The 17723-nt window shown below is 46.1% G+C and carries 10 protein-coding genes; 6 read left to right on the top strand and 4 right to left on the bottom strand.

All coding sequences use genetic code 11. The features are described 5' to 3' along the window. The first annotated feature begins 122 nt into the window (after positions 1–122). From F7D47_RS08020 to F7D47_RS08000, 5 genes are all read left to right on the top strand, one after another. The gene (locus tag F7D47_RS08020) at positions 123–3326 is read left to right on the top strand and encodes a SusC/RagA family TonB-linked outer membrane protein (RefSeq protein WP_153086169.1); all 3204 of its coding nucleotides are present in this window, start codon (positions 123–125) and stop codon (positions 3324–3326) included. Positions 3327–3378: 52 nt separating this feature from the next. Continuing rightward, positions 3379–5136: a RagB/SusD family nutrient uptake outer membrane protein gene (locus tag F7D47_RS08015; protein ID WP_153086168.1), complete on the top strand. Its 1758-nt coding sequence runs from the start codon at positions 3379–3381 to the stop codon at positions 5134–5136. 85 nt (positions 5137–5221) lie between these two features. After that, positions 5222–7039, top strand: a complete 1818-nt coding sequence (locus tag F7D47_RS08010; protein ID WP_153086167.1) for a bacterial Ig-like domain-containing protein — start codon at positions 5222–5224, stop codon at positions 7037–7039. 122 nt (positions 7040–7161) lie between these two features. After that, on the top strand, positions 7162–8847 hold the full coding sequence (locus F7D47_RS08005) for an arabinan endo-1,5-alpha-L-arabinosidase (protein WP_153086166.1): 1686 nt from the start codon (positions 7162–7164) through the stop codon (positions 8845–8847). Positions 8848–8958: 111 nt separating this feature from the next. Further along, the gene (locus F7D47_RS08000; RefSeq protein WP_153086165.1) at positions 8959–10005 is read left to right on the top strand and encodes a family 43 glycosylhydrolase; all 1047 of its coding nucleotides are present in this window, start codon (positions 8959–8961) and stop codon (positions 10003–10005) included. Positions 10006–10600: 595 nt separating this feature from the next. On the opposite strand, the gene F7D47_RS07995 is transcribed toward F7D47_RS08000, so the two are convergent. Next, on the bottom strand, positions 10601–12166 hold the full coding sequence (locus F7D47_RS07995; RefSeq protein WP_153086164.1) for an ATP-binding protein: 1566 nt from the start codon (positions 12164–12166) through the stop codon (positions 10601–10603). Positions 12167–12432: 266 nt separating this feature from the next. Between F7D47_RS07995 and F7D47_RS07990 the strand changes: the two genes are divergently transcribed. Continuing rightward, positions 12433–13737: an NCS2 family permease gene (locus F7D47_RS07990; RefSeq protein WP_118255890.1), complete on the top strand. Its 1305-nt coding sequence runs from the start codon at positions 12433–12435 to the stop codon at positions 13735–13737. Positions 13738–13881: 144 nt separating this feature from the next. Here the strand turns inward: F7D47_RS07990 and F7D47_RS07985 are convergent, their stop codons facing one another. The 3 genes from F7D47_RS07985 to F7D47_RS07975 all read right to left on the bottom strand — a co-directional run bounded on the left by F7D47_RS07985 (position 13882) and on the right by F7D47_RS07975 (position 17706). Continuing rightward, entirely contained in the window at positions 13882–16323 is a 2442-nt protein-coding gene (locus F7D47_RS07985) for an alpha-L-arabinofuranosidase C-terminal domain-containing protein (RefSeq protein WP_153098346.1), read from the bottom strand. Between the two features lie 202 nt (positions 16324–16525). Then, a complete protein-coding gene (locus F7D47_RS07980; protein WP_118190301.1) occupies positions 16526–17098 on the bottom strand; it encodes a chromate transporter in 573 nt (190 codons plus the stop codon). Between the two features lie 56 nt (positions 17099–17154). After that, positions 17155–17706, bottom strand: a complete 552-nt coding sequence (locus F7D47_RS07975) for a chromate transporter (protein WP_153086162.1) — start codon at positions 17704–17706, stop codon at positions 17155–17157. Positions 17707–17723: the final 17 nt, after the last annotated feature.

Raw genomic sequence — 17723 nt, 5'->3', positions numbered from 1 at the left:
TGATGGTTGATGTCTAGTTTAGCTGACATTTATCATTTCATCCGCAACCTAAAAAGAGAACGGACGAAACAAAAATATTAAAAATAGAATAAACAAAGTATAAACCTAAAAATTGATAAGCAATGAGGAAACAATTATTCTCTATGATGCTATGCCTAGGTGCTGTTGGTGGTGCTTCTTTTGTTACCCCAATGCCTGCAATGGCTGCAGTTGCACAAGATCAGGTGATCACGGTCAAGGGACATGTTGTAGATGATCAGGGTGAACCTCTGATTGGTGCAACAGTTAAGACTAAAGATGCCAAGACTGGTGCAGTTACCGACTTAGATGGTAATTTCGAAATTCGAGTAAAGGCTAATGCGACTCTTTTCGTGAGCTATCTTGGCTACAAGGAGCGTGAGATTGCAGTGCGCGGTCGTGCCATTATCGAATCTATCCAACTCTCTGCCGACAATCAGGTGCTCGACCAGGTTGTAGTAGTGGGTTATGGTACACAGAAAAAGGCAGACCTTACCGGTTCTGTATCTATCGTAAATGCTGAGGAGATGAAGAAGGTGTCAAACTCTAACATCTCTACTATGCTTGAAGGTAAGGTTGCCGGTGTGCAGATTACATCAGACGGTCAGCCTGGTGCAGATCCTAGTGTGAGAATTCGTGGTATCGGTTCTTTCGGTAGCACAGCTCCTCTTTATGTCATCGATGGTGTGCCAATGGGTACCACTATCCGTGACTTCTCTCCTAATGATATTGAGACCATCCAGATTCTGAAGGATGCTTCTGCGGGTGCCATCTATGGTTCCCGTGCTGCGAATGGTGTCGTTATTATCACTACCAAGAATGGTAAGAAAGACCAGCCTCTGAAGGTGAACTACTCTGGTTACTTCGGAGTAGACTACATCCCTAGCGATGTATATGATGTAATGGATGCTGACCAGTATAGCCAGTACCTTGGTACTGCTTGCACAAACTCCAACACTCCTATCCCTGGTGGATATAAGATGGGTGAGGATGGCAAGTATCACTTCCAGGATGCAACCAACACAGACTGGTTTGACGAAGTGTTCAAGACCGGTATCCGCCAGAACCACAACGTAGCCCTCAGCGGTGGTAGTTCACACAGTACTTATAATGTATCTCTCGACTACTATAACCAGAAGGGTACCTTGGAAGGTGCAGGTCCTAACTACGAGCGTTACACAGCCCGTGTGAACAATACCATGGACACCAAGTTCGTGAAGTTCCGTACAAGCATGGTTTACTCTCACTCTGACCAGGACAACATGGGCCTTTCCAATGCCTCAGAGTATGTTCAGGGTCTTTACGGTGATGTAACCAACGTGCTCCGTGGTACACTTCTGATGCAGCCTACCATCAAGGCTTACGATAAGTCAACATGGGTTCTCGATGACAAGGTTGGTGCTGCAAACGGTTATCGCTACGATGCTTACGGTTATGGTGTATATTATGATGGCGTACATGGAGATATCTCTGCATCCAACCCATTGTTGGTGAATAACCTCTTGCAGCGCAACACCTTGGTTGACCGCTTCGTAGGTACAGCTTCTGCTGATGTTGACCTGTTGGGTATGGTAGGCATCAAGAGCAAGAACCATGGTCTTCACTATAATGTAAACCTCTCTTACAGCAAGACAGAGGCAAAGGATAAGACCTGGATTCCTTCCTGGATTCAGAGCAACCGTGTATATCTTGCCAAGGAGAATGAGCGCCTTACCAAGGGCTCACGCAACTACAGCGACGCCTTGGTTGAGAATACCATCACATACGATGGCAAGATTGGCAAGCACAACATCAACCTGCTCGCCGGTATGACATACGAGGAGGAAAATACCAACCTCCTTACTGGTTGGGGTATCAATTTCACTGAGCCATACTTCCTCCAGCTTCAGAATGCCAAGAACACTTACTCTGAGTCATACGAGTTCAAGCATAGCCTGGCTTCTTACGTAGGTCGTTTGAACTACAACTATGATGAGAAGTACCTGCTTTCTGCAGTAGTACGTCGTGATGGTAGCTCCCGTTTGAGCAAGAACATCCGTTGGGCAACCTTCCCATCTGTATCTTTAGGTTGGCGTTTCGATAAGGAGAAGTTCTTCCCTATCAGCCGCGACATCGTTAACATGTTCAAGATTCGTGCCAGCTATGGTGAGCTCGGTAACGAGAACATCGGTGAGTACCAGTATATGGCTAGCATGAACCGTAACAACATGACTTACAGCTTCGGCAACAGTCCTGTAACCGGTTCTGCTGTTTCTACCTTCGTGAACAACGATATCGCTTGGGAGAAGAAGAAGACCACCAACGTGGGTATCGACCTGGCAATGTTCAACAACCGTTTGGAGTTCACTGCCGAGTGGTATAAGAACAAGTCAGAAGACCTGCTTTACTCAGTTCCTGTGCCAGCACAGACCGGTGTATCCAACACCTCTGTAACCATGAACGCTGCCTCTATGGAGAACAGTGGTTTCGAGTTCAGCGCTACCTACCGCAACCGCGATCATGCCCTCAAGTATGATATCAGCGCCAACGTAAGTACCCTGAAGAACAAGGTAACCTCTCTGGGTATCGGTAAGGATTCATACATTTCTGGTGCATACGCTACTTACGTAGGTCAGGAGATTGGTCAGTTCTACGGTTGGGTTTACAAGGGAATCGCCCGTACTCAGGAAGAATTGGACAACAATGCTGTTCAGCAGGGTGCCAATGTCGGTGACTGCCTCTATGAGGATATCTCAGGCCCTGACGGAACTCCTGATGGCGTAATCGATGCTTACGACCAGACCGTATTGGGCAGTGGTCTTCCAAAGGTAAACTTCGGTTTGAGCACTCACTTGGAGTATAAGGGTTTCGACCTCAACATTTCTACATACGGAGTATTGAATTATCACGTATCAGATGATATCTATAATAGCTTGAACTCTTGCTACGGCTATGGCAACAAGGAAGTAGGAATGCTGGATGCCAACCGTTGGTCAGAGGATGGTACCTACCTTTCAAGTGTTCCACGTACCTACGCAGCCAACAATGCAACATTGGCATGGAACGACCTCTTCAGCTCTCGCAAGATTCAGAATGCTGCTTACTGGAAGATAGCCAACGTAGAGTTGGGCTACAACTTCCCAGACAAGTGGTTTGGTGGATATGTAAGTGGTGTACGTCTCTATGTATCAGCACAGAACCTCTACACCTTCACAGGCTATCATGGATATAATGTAGACTATGCTGGCGGTACCTTTACCCCAGGTTACAACTTCTGCTCTTTCCCAAGTGCCAGAACGTTTATGTGCGGTCTCCATTTCACATTCTAATAATGAGAATAGACAAGAATAAGATTCATTATTATTTAAAAGGACATTTGATATGAAACTATATAAATTATCATTAGCTCTCTTCCTTGGCCTCGGTGCTATGGCTACCACATCTTGCGAGGACAAGTTGGATGTTACCAATCCTAACCAGCAGACCACCGGTACCTTCGGTTTCAATGCTGATGATCTGGAGGAGTGCGTTATTGCAGCATACAACCATATTCGTATGGAAGGTTCTTCGGCACGTGTGGGTTATACCCTCGATGTGACACGTGGCGATGAGGTATGGAACTCATCACAGGTATGGTACATGCCATTCGATGACATGGACGCCCCTGTGACATATGAAGTCTCCATGTGGCCTTGGCGTGAGGCTTACTATACTATTAATGTATGTAACTTCATTCTTTCACGTACCACAGGTGATGATGCTTCGCTCAGCGAAAGCATGAAGCGAATCAAGGGACAGGCTCTCTTCCTCCGCGGTTATTCATACTATACATTGGCTGGATATTACCAGAATCCTGCGCTGATTACTGATTATGCCAACTATTCTTCTCTGGATGGTCTCTATGGCAAGAACAGTACCTACGACGATGTGCTTGATCAGGTAGAGAAGGATTTCGCAGAGGCGATGACACTTCTTCCTTCCCGTGATGCTGGTGGCGAGTGGGCAAAGGGTCGTGCTACCTGCGGCGCCGCTGCCGGTTACTATGCCCGTACTCTGATGCAGCGCCATAAGTATAGCGATGCGCTCACCGTACTCAAGGACATCATGAACAAGAAGTATGGCTCTTACAAGCTGATGGCCAACTATGGCGACAACTTCCGTGAGGGTTCTGCTTATGAGAACAATGCCGAGAGCCTCTTCGAAATCCAGTATCTCGACTACGGTTCACAGGGTGTAGATGATGAGTGGACTCCTGTTAATACCAGTCCTAATGCTACACAGGGTCATGCCGTAGAGTCTAACTTCGCTCCAGGTAGATTCGGTGGATGGGCAGACCTCTCTGCTTCTCCTTGGTTGTACAACCTCTTCAAGCAGGAGCGTACCACAGCTGGTAAGTTGGATCCACGTCTCTACTGGACTATCGGTACATACGAGACAGACTGGGTTGGTTTTGAGAATGGTAACGTAGCTTACAAGAGCGCGATGACAGCTTCTGATACCATCATAACCAACAACAACTATGGTGGTCTTCCTATCGCTAAGTGGACCAATTTCCGTACCAACCTTTATGATAAGGTGACAACCGGTCTTCATTGCGGTATCAACCTCCGCATGATGCGTTATTCAGACGTTTTGCTTCGTGCTGCAGAGTGCGAGAACGAGGTGAACGGTCCTACACAGCAGGCTATCGACTGGATTAACCAGGTTCGTGAGCGTGCCAACCTGAAGGATTTGAGTCTCTCAGACTTCGATACCAAGGATAAGCTCTTCGAGCAGATTGCCAATGTAGAGCGTCCAAAGGAGTTCGGTTGCGAGTACGGTCGTGGTTTCGATTTGATTCGTTGGGGATTCTTCTATGATCAGGGTCGTTTGGCTCAGTTGAAGGAGCACGGAACCTTCCGTCGTTCTCCATACAAGGCTAAGGAAGCAGTCAGCTACTCTATGGTAGGTGTTGATTCAGAGGTGAAGAGCTCTTACGATACATACGTACCAGGTCATGAGTTCCTGCCTATCTATCAGGGCTTGTTGAATGATAACCCTAACCTGACAGGTAACTCAGCTAATACGAATACGGATAACTCATCTGATTTCTTCGGAAGAGGTTGGACTGTTCATCCTGTAGTTAACTTGGGCAACTAATAATATCTATTCCTATGGGGTTTCTTAACGATAGCCCCATAGGGAAACCAAAATAACAATTTATATATTTATAATAGGATATAATATGAAACGTCTAAATAAATTAGCAGCCGTCTTCTGCGTGGCAGCCATGGCATTGACAGCGATGACAGGATGTGAGGGAAGTGACATGTTTAGCGTCAACTCTCCTGATTGGCTCTCTGAAAAGATTGATTCAATCGAAAAAGCTAACCAATCTACAGAGGAAGTGCTCGTAGGTATGAATGAGGATGTCTATACTGTAGGTAATACTGATTTCTCTTCAGGCTTTTGGACTTCATTCTCAAAGTATTATGTGGTTCAAGACAACCAGAAGTGGAATGCCGTGTTCAATCTGAACATCAATCCTTCTGCGACTAACACCTATAAGAACTTCGCCCTCGTCATCACCAATGATGTGGATCGTGGCGGAACAGGTTATACCGAGTATGGTGCTATCCGTTTTGATAACCAGCCAAGCGGTAACTCTGAGTGGGGTGACCATATCGACAGAAGCTGCGTGCAGAGTAATCTCACCTTTGAAACTGATAAAGACAAGGGTGTAGATAAATTGGGTGGTAAGGTAACATTGACGGTTGACCGTTCCCGTGTAGATACTTTCATGGTGAAGATTACCAATGGTACTGTTACCAAGACCTACATTCAGCCATCTAAGATTGCTAATCTGAATGCAGACGAGAGCAATACCAACATCCGTTGCTTTCTGGTACCTGAGGGCTCTTACATCGATTTCATGCAGAGCAACGTAGAACCTATCGGCGGTTATACATCTGCCCAGGATAAGGCTCCGGTTTCTATGGTGTTGAACAATGTTCCTGCCGAAGTAGACGAGAATACACCCCTAGAGAAGGCAATGGAGAATGTATCTGCTACCGTAACCTTCGAGGAAGGTATAACCAAGGTAATTCCTGCCAAGGAACTTTATTTCTCTGCCATCAACGACATGAATGTTTCTGGCACCAAGAACCTCATCGTCATCTATAACAAGACATTCAAGGGCGAGAATGCTTCTACTCCTATCGTTGCACAGAAGACATTCGAAGTTGTGCCAGCTATCAAAGCTCTCCATATAGTAAGTGCGCCTACACGTCTCACTTATAAGTATTATGAGGCAGCAGGCATCACTAACCCTGCTTCTGCTGTATTCCCAGTAGATACTAAGGGCTTGACAGTTCAGGCTACTTATTTGAATGGTGTAACTCGTGATATCACACTCGATAAGTTGGTTATCTCTGCAGTGCCAATGAAGGCAGGCAAGCAGGCTGTTACTGTAACTGCTAAGAATGGTGTGAAGACAACATTTGATGTAACAGTAGAGAAGCATGCTGCAACATTCGTAAATCCTAGCCCAGCTATCTTGGGTGCTGAGGATTGTACAACTGGTTGGTGGGGTGCTCACCTCGATGCAGACGTGAAGGTTCCTGCTGGCGAGACTCGCGCATTCTCTTTCACTAACTTGGGTGGTGCAGCTAACTGGAACAACTACGTAGTAGTACTCCGCAATGCAGCTTTAGCTGAGTATGTTGTAGTTCGTTCGGATAACTACGGTTGGACTGGCGACAACTCTGGTCCTTATGGATGGAAGAATTGTACTGCTGGTTCTACTGGTGCGGCTGACTGGGCAACTTGGTTGGCAGGTATGAATGGCGCTAAGGTTGTTGTTTACGTAACCAACAATAATAATGGTACTGCTGACGTCTTAGCTATTACAACAGGTACTGATGGCAAGGTAAATACTCAGTATTACTATGGTATTGATGGAGTTGATGCAAACGACCTCTTTGTAGACTTCACCGTAGATAGCAGCTGCTTGAAGTTTGATACAGCAGCATCTGCTCGCAAGTACTCTGCTCGTCGCAGATAAGAGAATCTTTGAAATACTAGATAAAAGGCATGACCTATGAGGAGGATGGAAGAATCCTCCTCTGAGGCCTTGCCTTTTTTCAAAAATATCGAATAAAAACTAACTAAACTTTTAAGGAAATAATGATGAAACATCTTAATAAATGGGCATTCTTGCTGGCATGTACTTTGGCAGTAAGTTGTAGTAGTGGTGGAAGTGATGATCCTGATGTACCAGATACACCAAACAAACCAGAGACTCCTTCCCAGCCAGAAACTCCAAACAATCCTACTAGCGAGGATTTGGCTAAGTATGTTTGTCCTACATATAATGACAATTATACTTCAGTAGCTGCTTGGACTCAGCGCAGTAAGTGGAATCTTGCCAATGTGCATGACCCTTCGGTAGTAAAGGCTGCTGATGGATATTACTATATGTATCAGACAGATGCCAGCTATGGCAATGTTCACAATAGCGATGTAAGAAATAGCAATAAGCATGGTCACTTCTTCTGCCGCCGCAGTAAGAATCTCGTAGACTGGGAGTTTGTAGGAGCCTCAATGGTAGGTCTTCCTTCATGGATCAAACCTAAGCTCAATGAGATTCGCAAGCAGATGGGCGTGCCAGAGCGTGATGATACCTATTTTGCCAACGATTTGGACTTCGGATATTGGGCACCATGTGTACGCAAGGTGAATGACAATCTCTATCGTATGTATTATTGCATCACCTGCCCAGGTACTATCAATGGTAATGGTACATGGAGCGAGCGTGCATTCATCGGATTGATGGAGACTTCTGATCCTGCATCCAATAAGTGGGAAGACAAGGGCTTTGTCATCACCAATGCTTCTGACAAGGGCTTGAACTTCAGGGTAAGTCAGACAGATTACAATAACTGCTACTTCAAGTTCAATGCCATTGATCCTACTTATATCATCACTCCAGAGGGCAAGCACTGGCTCATCTATGGTTCTTGGCACAGTGGTTTTGCTGCTGTAGAGCTGGATGCTTCTACGGGTAAGACCAAGGTAGAATTGCCTAAGCCATTTGGTACAGCTGAGGAGATTGCTCCATACGGCAAGCTGATCTTCACTCGCACACTCAACAATCGTTGGCAGGGTGCTGAGGCTCCAGAGATTGCTTACCATGATGGTTACTATTATCTCTTCGTAGCTTACGATGCACTGGATGTACCTTACAATACTCGTGTGCTCCGCTCTAAGAATGTGGATGGTCCTTACGAGACGATGAATGGTACGGTAAAAGATGCTGCCAATGGAGCAAATGAGAATCCTACAGTGTTGACTCATCCTTATAAGTTTAGTGCTGGTAGCGGTTGGGTAGGTATCAGCCACTGCGCTGTCTTCGATGATGGCAATGGAAACTGGTACTATGTATCTCAGCAGCGTATGCCTGCCAATGTGGCTGGTATCAATGCAAGCAATGCCATCATGATGGGTGGTGTGCGTAGCATCAAGTGGATGTCTAATGGTTGGCCTACTGTGATGCCAGAGCGTTATGGAGCAGTGCCTCAGGTGGCTATCACCGAGAGCGAACTGGTAGGCGAATGGGAGAACATCGACCTGGCTTATCAGTATGGCATACAGAAGGCTAGCACCAATGTAACACTGAGCAGCGATCATAAGGCATCGGGTGCTTGGAACAATGTAACTTGGAGCTTTGATGCATCTACCAACACACTGAAGATTGGTACCATCGAACTGAAGGTACAGCGAGAGGTAGACTGGGAGGCTAGTCCTCGCAAGGTTTCTATCGTATACTCAGGTGTGAGTGGCAACAAGAGCTACTGGGGTAAGAAAAAATAAGACTTTAGTTAGTTTTTAGGATATAAAACCTATCGTAAATCTCGGGGGAGTTGCGCTGTGAAGCTTAACTCCCCCTTTTGTAAAATCACTATATATAATAAGGTATGTGATATGAAACCAAATATAACAAAATATTTAGGCTTGCAGCTGATGGCTTTGGCATTGTTGCCTGCAAGCAGTAGCATCGCCCATGCCCAATCACCCGTTGCCCAAGAGCCTGTGGTAGATACTCCTTTTGTCCACGACCCCGTAATGGCGTATGAGAATGGCAAGTACTATCTCTACTGCACAGGTCATGGCATCACGCAGATGACCTCTACCGACCGCAAGCATTGGACCATCGTTCCTCAGGGCGTGCTCAAGAACAGCGAGATTCCGGTATGGACGCATGATAGTGTGCCGGGGTTTACCACGCATATCTGGGCTCCGGATGTTATCCGATTCAAGAACAAGTGGTATCTGGCTTATTCCTGTTCCACCTTTGGCAAGAATACTTCTGCCATCGGCTTGCTGAGCAATACTTCCTTATCTGATAAGGATGGATGGAAGGATGAGGGCTGCCTCGTCGCCTCCAAGGGTGATAGAGACAACTGGAATGCCATCGATCCGAATTTCATTGTTGATGAGAAGGGGAATCCTTGGCTTACCTGGGGCTCTTTCTGGGATGGTATCCAGATGATCAAGCTGGATAAGAAGACGATGCATGTCAAGAAGGGCGCCAAGCCTCAGACTATCGCCCGTCGTCATGCCGTAGGCGATGCATCAGCAGAACCGAATCCTACTTCTAAGTTTGCCGGCACCAATGCCATCGAGGCTCCTTTCATCATGAAGCATGGTGATTATTACTATCTCTTCGTGAGCTGGGATTACTGCTGCCGTGGCATCAAGAGCAACTATCGTGTTGCCGTGGGCAGAAGCAAGAAGGTTGCCGGTCCTTATCTGGATAAGGAGGGTAGGGACATGCGCAATGGCGGTGGTGCGCTGATTCTGGAAGGCGATAAGAAAGAATATGAGGCGATGGGCCATTGTTCAGCCTACTCCTTCCCTGATGGTGATTTCTTCTTCTGCCATGGTTACAGTATCGCCAAGAATGGCGCCAGCATTCTGGTTCAGAAGCGAATCAACTGGACGGAAGATGGGTGGCTGACGCTGGAATAAAAAACATTTGTAAAATATCTTTTTGGTATGTTGCTTCAATCTTACGTTTGTAAGCTTTTCAAGAAGTATACTGCTGAAATGTTAAAACTGAGTTAAAATAGCGTTTATTCCGCTACGAACAGCAAAAAATTGGTTTCGTAGCGAAATAAACGCTATTTTCTTTCGCTATTTCCTATATATGCATAAGGTATTTGACAAGATTCTAAAAACAAATTGGTAGATTATTTTACTGTTAAAAAAAAACACGGACAAATTGAATTTGTCCGGCTCTTTTGTCCGGTAGCTTGTAAGTTGTTAAAAATGAGTGATTTATATAGCTGCGGGCAATTTGTCCGGACAAATTCAATTTGTCCGTTTGTTTTTTTTTAGCCCTTTTTGGCTTGAAAACCTTGGGATATGATGCCGAAACCTATGAGATGCTGGGAAGAAACCTATGAGTTATGATGAAAGAAACCATGAGTTGTGGGGGAGAAAACTATGACTTATTTTTTTTAACAATTCAAGATGGTTTGAACCCCTTGGCTTATCCAAACGAAATAAGCATCAAAAAATCCGAAACAGATAACTTGGTAAGCTTCTGTTTCGGATTTTTTCTTTATTCTTCCTTAATCTTCCAATCGCTGATAGTGCGCTGGGTGCTGTCAAAACTGATACCGATTTTTATCAGTCGCTTGCCCTCTGTATGATATGGCAGCATATAGCCTTTTTCGTCTATTTGTGCCAAAGCCTCATCAGCACTCTTATCTACCTTCAGTTCGAAGACGTAGATTGTATCTGGCATGTGCATCACGGCATCAGCCCTGCCGATGGCACTCTTCACCTCTGTGCGGATATAGATGTTGAGGAAACTGAACATCAGATAGAAGATAGTCTGATAATGCTTCTCGCTGTGATTCTCCAAATCATATGGTATCGTAGCCATATAGGTGCGCATGTGCTCCAGTGCCGCCTCGATGTCATTTCTATAAACCGCCTTGCAGAATCCCAAGAGGAAGGCATTGTTGTCAGAACGGCGAGGGTTCACATAATGAGGAATCAATGAGTTGAGCAGTCCGTCGCGTACCTCCTTGTTTGGGATGCCCAGCGTATATTCCTGAAACATCGGTTCATATTTCTTGATGGTCAGATAGCCGCTCTGGTAAAGCAATGGCAAGGCTTCTGTCATTTCCTCTGTTGATTGGTCGAAGGAACTCAATACTGTCTCTTGACTCTCTAAAGTAGAAAGATTGACATGATACTTATCCAAGAGTTTCAAGAGGAAGGATGGAGTGCCGGAACCAAACCAGTAAGGAGCAATCTTGCCTGCATTCATTGCCTTTACAAGACTGAACGGATTGAAAATATCTTCTGATTTCTCGCTGAAATGATAACCGTCGTAGAATTGCGTCAGCTCTTTCAGGCACTCCTCATACGTCATGTTCAGTGCCTCGCCCATAGCCTCAATATCTGGTTTCATCTGCGTGGTAAGCTCGGTTTTGCTGATGCCGCAGATGGCTGAGTACTGGTCGAACAGACTGATATTGTCGAGGTTGTTGAGTTCGCTGAAGATGCTGAGCTGCGAGAACTTGGTGATGCCCGTGATGAAGGTGAACTCCAGGTAAGGATCGAGTTTTTTCAGAGGACTGTAGAAGTTCTGCATAATGCGGCGGAGCGGTTGCAGGTTTTCCTTTTCATGTACCACATCCAGCAATGGGGCATCGTATTCGTCGATGATGACAACAGCCTTTTCGCCCGTCTGCTCATAAGCACGCTTTACGATACCATCCAACCTTTCGTTAGGGTAAATTTCCCCTTCTCCTTTACCATAAAGTTTCTCGTAAGGCAAAAGCTGCAGATTCAGATAACTGTTCAAGGCATCTGCATCAAAATGCTTGGCACCGCTTAAATCGAAATGGAATACAGGGTGTTTCACCCATTCCTTCTCGTATTCAGCAATGGCCAATCCCTCGAAAAGTTCCTTTCTTCCCTCGAAATAGGCTTGGAGGGTAGAGGCAAAGAGCGACTTTCCGAATCGTCTTGGACGGCTCAGAAAGATATACTTCATACCTTTTTCTCTGAAATCCACGATGTATTTGGTCTTATCTACATAGAGATAACCTTTCTCGCGAATTTCTTCAAAAGTCTGAATTCCTACAGGATATTTATTTACTATTTTTGCCATATTCCTACATGCTTTACGTTTTGCGCTGCTAAGTTACGAAGAAAATCCGAATTAACCAAGCATAATGGTTAAAAATAAAATGCTTTGTAAAATAAGGCATCCGGAATACCCCGAAACTTGTAAAATAAGGCACTCTGATGAGTTAAAAACATGTAAAATAAGGCATTCCTCATTATTTTTTCTTATCTTTGTTCGCCCCGAAAAAACAACGGGATTGGGTTGTGGAAAGGGGGAAGAGAAAATAGAGATAAATATAAATATAAGAAATGAACAAATTAAAAGCTTTATTGGGTTTCGACCCAAAGACTACTACGGTCAAGACTGAGTTGGTTGCTGGTATGACTACCTTCCTGACCATGTGTTACATTCTGGCAGTGAACCCTACCATTCTCGCCACTACGGGTATGGACAAGGGAGCTCTCTTTACTGCCACAGCCATCGCTTCAGCCATCGCCACCTTCCTGCTGGCTTTCATGGCAAAGTTGCCTTTTGCCCAGGCTCCTAGTATGGGACTGAATGCCTTCTTCGCCTTCACCCTTTGTCAGGCTATGGGCTTGACCTGGCAGCAGGCTTTGGCGGTATTGCTCGTAGAGGGTATCATCTTCCTTGCCATCACCTTCCTCAATATCCGTGACAAGATATTGGAGTGTATTCCGAAGAACCTCCGATTCGCCATTTCGGCAGGTATCGGTATGTTTATCGCTTTTATCGGTTTGAAGAATGCGGGCATCATTACTGCCAATGCGGATACTTTCGTGCAGCTCGGCAAGTTTACACCAGTCAGCATCCTGGGTCTCATCAGCATCCTGCTCTGTGGCTGTCTGATGGCGAGAAGAGTGAAGGGCTCCCTGTTTATCGCCATCATCATCTCTACCTTGATTGGTATTCCGATGGGTGTAACCCAGTTCTCAGACAACTGGATGCCGGTATCTACCCCTCACAGCATCGCTCCTATCTTCTGCCAGTTCGATTTCACCGGCTTCTTTACTCCTAAGATGTTCATGGTGGTATTCTCCCTGTTGCTTGTCAACATCTTCGATACCATCGGAACAGTTCTGGGATTGGTTTCCAAGTTGGGTATCAAGGAGAATGAGAAGGGCGAGATTCCGGGTGTGAAGGAGGCGATGATGAGTGATGCCATCGGTACTACAGCCGGTGCATTGCTGGGTAGCTCTACCATCACCACTTATGTGGAGAGTGCTTCGGGCGTTGCCGAGGGTGGTAAGTCGGGTCTGACATCTTTCTTTGTGGGTTTGATGTTTATCCTGAGCATTTTCCTGGCTCCTATCTTCCTGCTGATTCCGAGCGCAGCCACCAGTGGTGCCCTGGTAATGGTGGGTGTATTGATGATTGATTCGTTCAAGAAGATTGAGTTGGAGGATATCTCCGAGTCATTCCCTGCCTTTATCACGATGATTACGATGGTACTCTGCTACAGTATTGCCGATGGCATCTGCCTTGGTATTCTGAGCTATGTATTGATCAAGATGATGGTGGGCAAGTTCAAGGATCTGAATCCTACGCTGTATATCCTGAGCATCTTCCTGCTCTTCAATTATGTTTTCGGTTAATTAAATGACAGATAAAAAACGAGGCGGCAATCTGCATCACGCAGGTTGCCGCCTTCTCTTTTCTAACTAACTTTCTTATCAACTATTCAAAATGTTATTACCTATATATGGATTCCAGGGCATCCTGCCCTGGATGTAGTTTGTTTACTTCAAACGGATGATATTCAGCGAGCTGGCTGGAATCTCTACCGTAGCACCATTCTTCTCTGTAGTTACGTAGTTTTCTACAGGATAGATGTTGGTAGGATTGTCGATGGTGTTCTCCTCCAGACCATTCTTGGCAGAAAGGCGGATGAGCTTGCCATTCTTGATTTCCTTGCCCTGAAGATTAATCTTCGCTGTGGTGTGCTCGGTGCTGGTGTTGGCAATCTTAAGGATTACCTCGCCCGTCTGTTCATCAAGTGTGGCTGTAGAGAAGATGCCAGGAAGGGTGTTTGCCTTCAACTTGGTAGAGAATATTTCCTTGCCATCCAACTTGGCGAAGATGCTGTCGCCTACTACTTTCAGCTCGATGTCATACCACTTGCCGGTTTCGATGCTGCCTGGGGTAGTAGCTATCTGACTCTTGGCACCATTCACGATAGACTCCACACCGTGCTGGGTATTGTTCCAGCCACCGAGGTTCAACCAGCAGTAGTTGTTCTTATCCACGTAGTTAAAGATGATGAGGAAACCTTCGTTTCCGGCATCCTTCTTCGCGCGTACCTTGTATATATACCCGTTGCTGGTAATTTCGCCTGGGTTCAGACGGATACAGCTCTCCTCGTTGCTGGTCTGCTTGATGAGGCTGCCCTCTGTCTTCCACTGTCCATGGATATCGGTAGGCAACTCCTGCAAGGTCATCGGCAGCGCCTTTCCGTTCTCATCGCTGTATCCCTTGTCCTCGAAAGAAACCTGAGTGCCCCATGTTCCCATACCTACACGGCAGATAGCTGGCTTCACCTGAGTCTGCTCATATTTGTATGGATTCTCCTGGTTCACCTTCAGTACACGGGTACCGATGTTGTTGGCCATCACGTTCTGAACGTAGTAAGATGGAGTTCCGAATACCTTGTCTGAGGTATACTGAATCATATCCGGTGCCCACATACGGTTGTTGAGGTTGGCGAAGATAGGAGCATAGGATGCCATGGTCACGATATCCGAGTTGTTCTCGATGCCCATCATATAGACAGCCTCACCGAGTGCTGCATCGAGCGAACCCATATTGCCGAAGCCCTGGGTTACGGCATATTCGCCTACATAAATCTCGCTGCCCTTGCGGTCGTAGTTATCATACTTGTTGAAGTTTTCTGCAAACCAGGCAGGATTTCTGTAGTAGTGCTCGTCGAGGAGTTCTACGCTTTCGTTGCTTTCCCACTTAGGATTGTCATCGCCCCAAGCCACCACGTTACCGATGAGGTGCATCTTAGGATATTTCGCCAATACAGCATCCTTGAACTTCTTGAAGCGCTCGTAGTAATGATCGCTCTGAGCCGCAGGATCCGGCTGGTTGTTCTCATTACCAATCTCCAGATACTCGATATTGTATGGTTCCGGATGACCGTTCTTAGCACGGAGCGCACCATATTTAGAGGTAACAGGACCGTTGGCATACTCCAGGGCATTCATGCACTCATCAATCCAAGGCTGGATGCTGTCTACAGGAGTCATACCGCCGTGCCACAAACCTACGTTTACAACATAGAGAGGCTTGGCGTTCAGATCCTCGGCAAGCTGCAGATACTCATCGAATCCCATACCATCGCTGGTACGGTAGCGCCAGTTTACGTTCTTATGGCCCGGACGTTCCTCGATAGGACCGATAGTCTTCTCCCAGTGGAATGCATTCTCAGGAGATTCCTGACCCTCTACGTAGCAACCGCCAGGGAAGCGGACGAACTTAGGATGGATGTTATAGAGAAGCTGAGCCAGGTCAGGGCGCAAGCCATTCTCGCGATTCTTGAAAGTAGGAGGGAAGAGGCTTACTACATCGAGAACGATGGTACCCTTTCCGTCGGCTACGAGTTCAAACTGAGCCTTGGCATCGTTTCCGTTGGCAGTCAACTCAGCCGTATATTTAGTCCACTTCTTGCCAACCTTGGCATTGAGTGCGGTTTCTGCATACACCTTATCGCCCTTGGCGTTGGTGAGGCGAGCCTTCAATCCGCCCTTGTAGCTACCTTTCGCCCAGAAAGAGAGTTTATAGGTTCTGCCCTGCACGGCGTTGATTCCCCAGAAACCCTCATTGATGAGAGAGGCTGTAGCTGCAGGCTTGGCAGCGATGGTAAGCTGGAGAGCCTTGCCCTGTGCATTGTTGAGCAAACCCTTGTTGATGAGTTGTGCATTGATTTTTGCACCTTCCTGAGCGGCAGTTTTCCAGGTAGGAATATTCTTGTCATCGTCTTCGAAAGAACGGTTGCTGATGAGTTCGGCATAGAGACCGCCATCTGCAGCATGGTTGATATCCTCGAAGAAGATACCATAGAGGTTAGGAGATACCTTGATACCTGGGTTAGAGGCATCTACATTGATGGTAACCTGTGCGTTGGCTGTCAAAGCAGAGGCCAACACTGCTGAAAGTAAAATCTGTCTTTTCTTATTCATTTCTTATTCTTAGGTTTGTTTGTTTACTTGTTGGTTGGCATGAAACCAAGCTAAGCCTGAATTCATGCCGCTATTAATACACAGTTGCAAAAGTACACAAAAAACACAAAGAAGAGGTGGACAAAAAGCGAATTATAGTGTAAAAGGTGGATTTTCTGATGAAAATCCACCTTTTGTTTATTGTTGGTCAATAAAATCGGTTTTAATATAGTAATACCAGTCCGGCAAAAGCCGAGTAGAGTATCATGCGGATAGGATTGATCTTCATCACCTTCACGCCGATAAAGGTGGCAAAGAAGAGGGCGATGGAGATGTAGAAATGCCAGGGATTGGCTGGCGTAGAGAAGTTCTCGCCATTCATCAGGAGCAGGGCTGCGGCTCCCACCAAGCCGACGATGGCTGGACGAAGACCGATGAAGATGCTCTGGACGGCTGAGGTGTTCATATACTTGTACAGCATCTTGCTGATAAGAATCATCAAAACCAAGGATGGGAGAACCAGCGCAAAGGTCGCCATGGCACTTCCGAGTACAGCCATCATGCCACTCATGCCGGCATTATGGACAGCTGTATAGCCACAATAGGTAGCGGTGTTGATACCGATAGGTCCCGGTGTCATCTGAGAAATGGCAACCACATCGGTAAACTCTTGCATCGTCATCCAATGATACTGCGTAACAACCTGTCCCTGAATCAGGGATATCATGGAATAGCCACCTCCGAATCCGAAGATGCCTATCTGAATGAATACGATGAAAAGCTGAAAAAATATCATCATTATGTTTTAAGCTATTTACTTTTTTACCTATTTACTTTTTTACCCTTTTACCTTTATTCCGTTGGCTGGATAAACTGTCCATAGATGTAGCCACCTACGGCAGCTGCGATAATCACCCAGATTGGGTTGACGCCCAAAAGCCAGATCAGAAGGGCGGATAGAATAGGAATCCAGCAGCTTACAAGCGAAATACCGGCACTCTTGGCAAGCGAGAATGTAGGTACGGCTATCAATGCCACGACGGCAGGACGGATGCCTGCAAACATGGCAGCAACAACCTTGTTGTCTTCAAACTGATGGAAAAACATGGCTATCGCTAAGATAATAAGGAACGATGGCAACGAAGCGCCGAGGGTGCAGACGATGGCTCCCGGTGTCTTTGCCAACTTATATCCGAGCAGGGAACTCATGTTGATGGCCAAGGCTCCCGGACAAACCTGGGTAGTAGCAATGGCATCCAAGAATTCCTCCTTCGTCATCCAATGATGCTTGTCGACGACTTCGGATTCTATAATAGGAATCATGGCATAGCCACCACCAAAGGTGACTATGCCAATCTTCAAAAATGTTTTGAATAATGTAAGATAACTTACGCTATTATTCATTTTTTACCTTTTTATTT

Origin of the sequence: Segatella copri (assembly GCF_009494835.1) — a bacterium.
Taxonomy (GTDB): domain Bacteria; phylum Bacteroidota; class Bacteroidia; order Bacteroidales; family Bacteroidaceae; genus Prevotella; species Prevotella copri_F.
The sequence above is the reverse complement of the archived record's forward strand: the minus strand, read 5'-3'. Positions and strand labels throughout refer to the sequence as shown.

What these genes read in the sequence shown, in the direction of transcription:
- F7D47_RS08020 (WP_153086169.1), top strand. Translation starts at nt 123, where the DNA reads ATGAGGAAACAATTATTCTCTATGATGCTATGCCTAGGTGCTGTTGGT.
- F7D47_RS08015 (WP_153086168.1), top strand. Translation starts at nt 3,379, where the DNA reads ATGAAACTATATAAATTATCATTAGCTCTCTTCCTTGGCCTCGGTGCT.
- F7D47_RS08010 (WP_153086167.1), top strand. Translation starts at nt 5,222, where the DNA reads ATGAAACGTCTAAATAAATTAGCAGCCGTCTTCTGCGTGGCAGCCATG.
- F7D47_RS08005 (WP_153086166.1), top strand. Translation starts at nt 7,162, where the DNA reads ATGATGAAACATCTTAATAAATGGGCATTCTTGCTGGCATGTACTTTG.
- F7D47_RS08000 (WP_153086165.1), top strand. Translation starts at nt 8,959, where the DNA reads ATGAAACCAAATATAACAAAATATTTAGGCTTGCAGCTGATGGCTTTG.
- F7D47_RS07995 (WP_153086164.1), bottom strand. Translation starts at nt 12,166, where the DNA reads ATGGCAAAAATAGTAAATAAATATCCTGTAGGAATTCAGACTTTTGAA.
- F7D47_RS07990 (WP_118255890.1), top strand. Translation starts at nt 12,433, where the DNA reads ATGAACAAATTAAAAGCTTTATTGGGTTTCGACCCAAAGACTACTACG.
- F7D47_RS07985 (WP_153098346.1), bottom strand. Translation starts at nt 16,323, where the DNA reads ATGAATAAGAAAAGACAGATTTTACTTTCAGCAGTGTTGGCCTCTGCT.
- F7D47_RS07980 (WP_118190301.1), bottom strand. Translation starts at nt 17,098, where the DNA reads ATGATATTTTTTCAGCTTTTCATCGTATTCATTCAGATAGGCATCTTC.
- F7D47_RS07975 (WP_153086162.1), bottom strand. Translation starts at nt 17,706, where the DNA reads ATGAATAATAGCGTAAGTTATCTTACATTATTCAAAACATTTTTGAAG.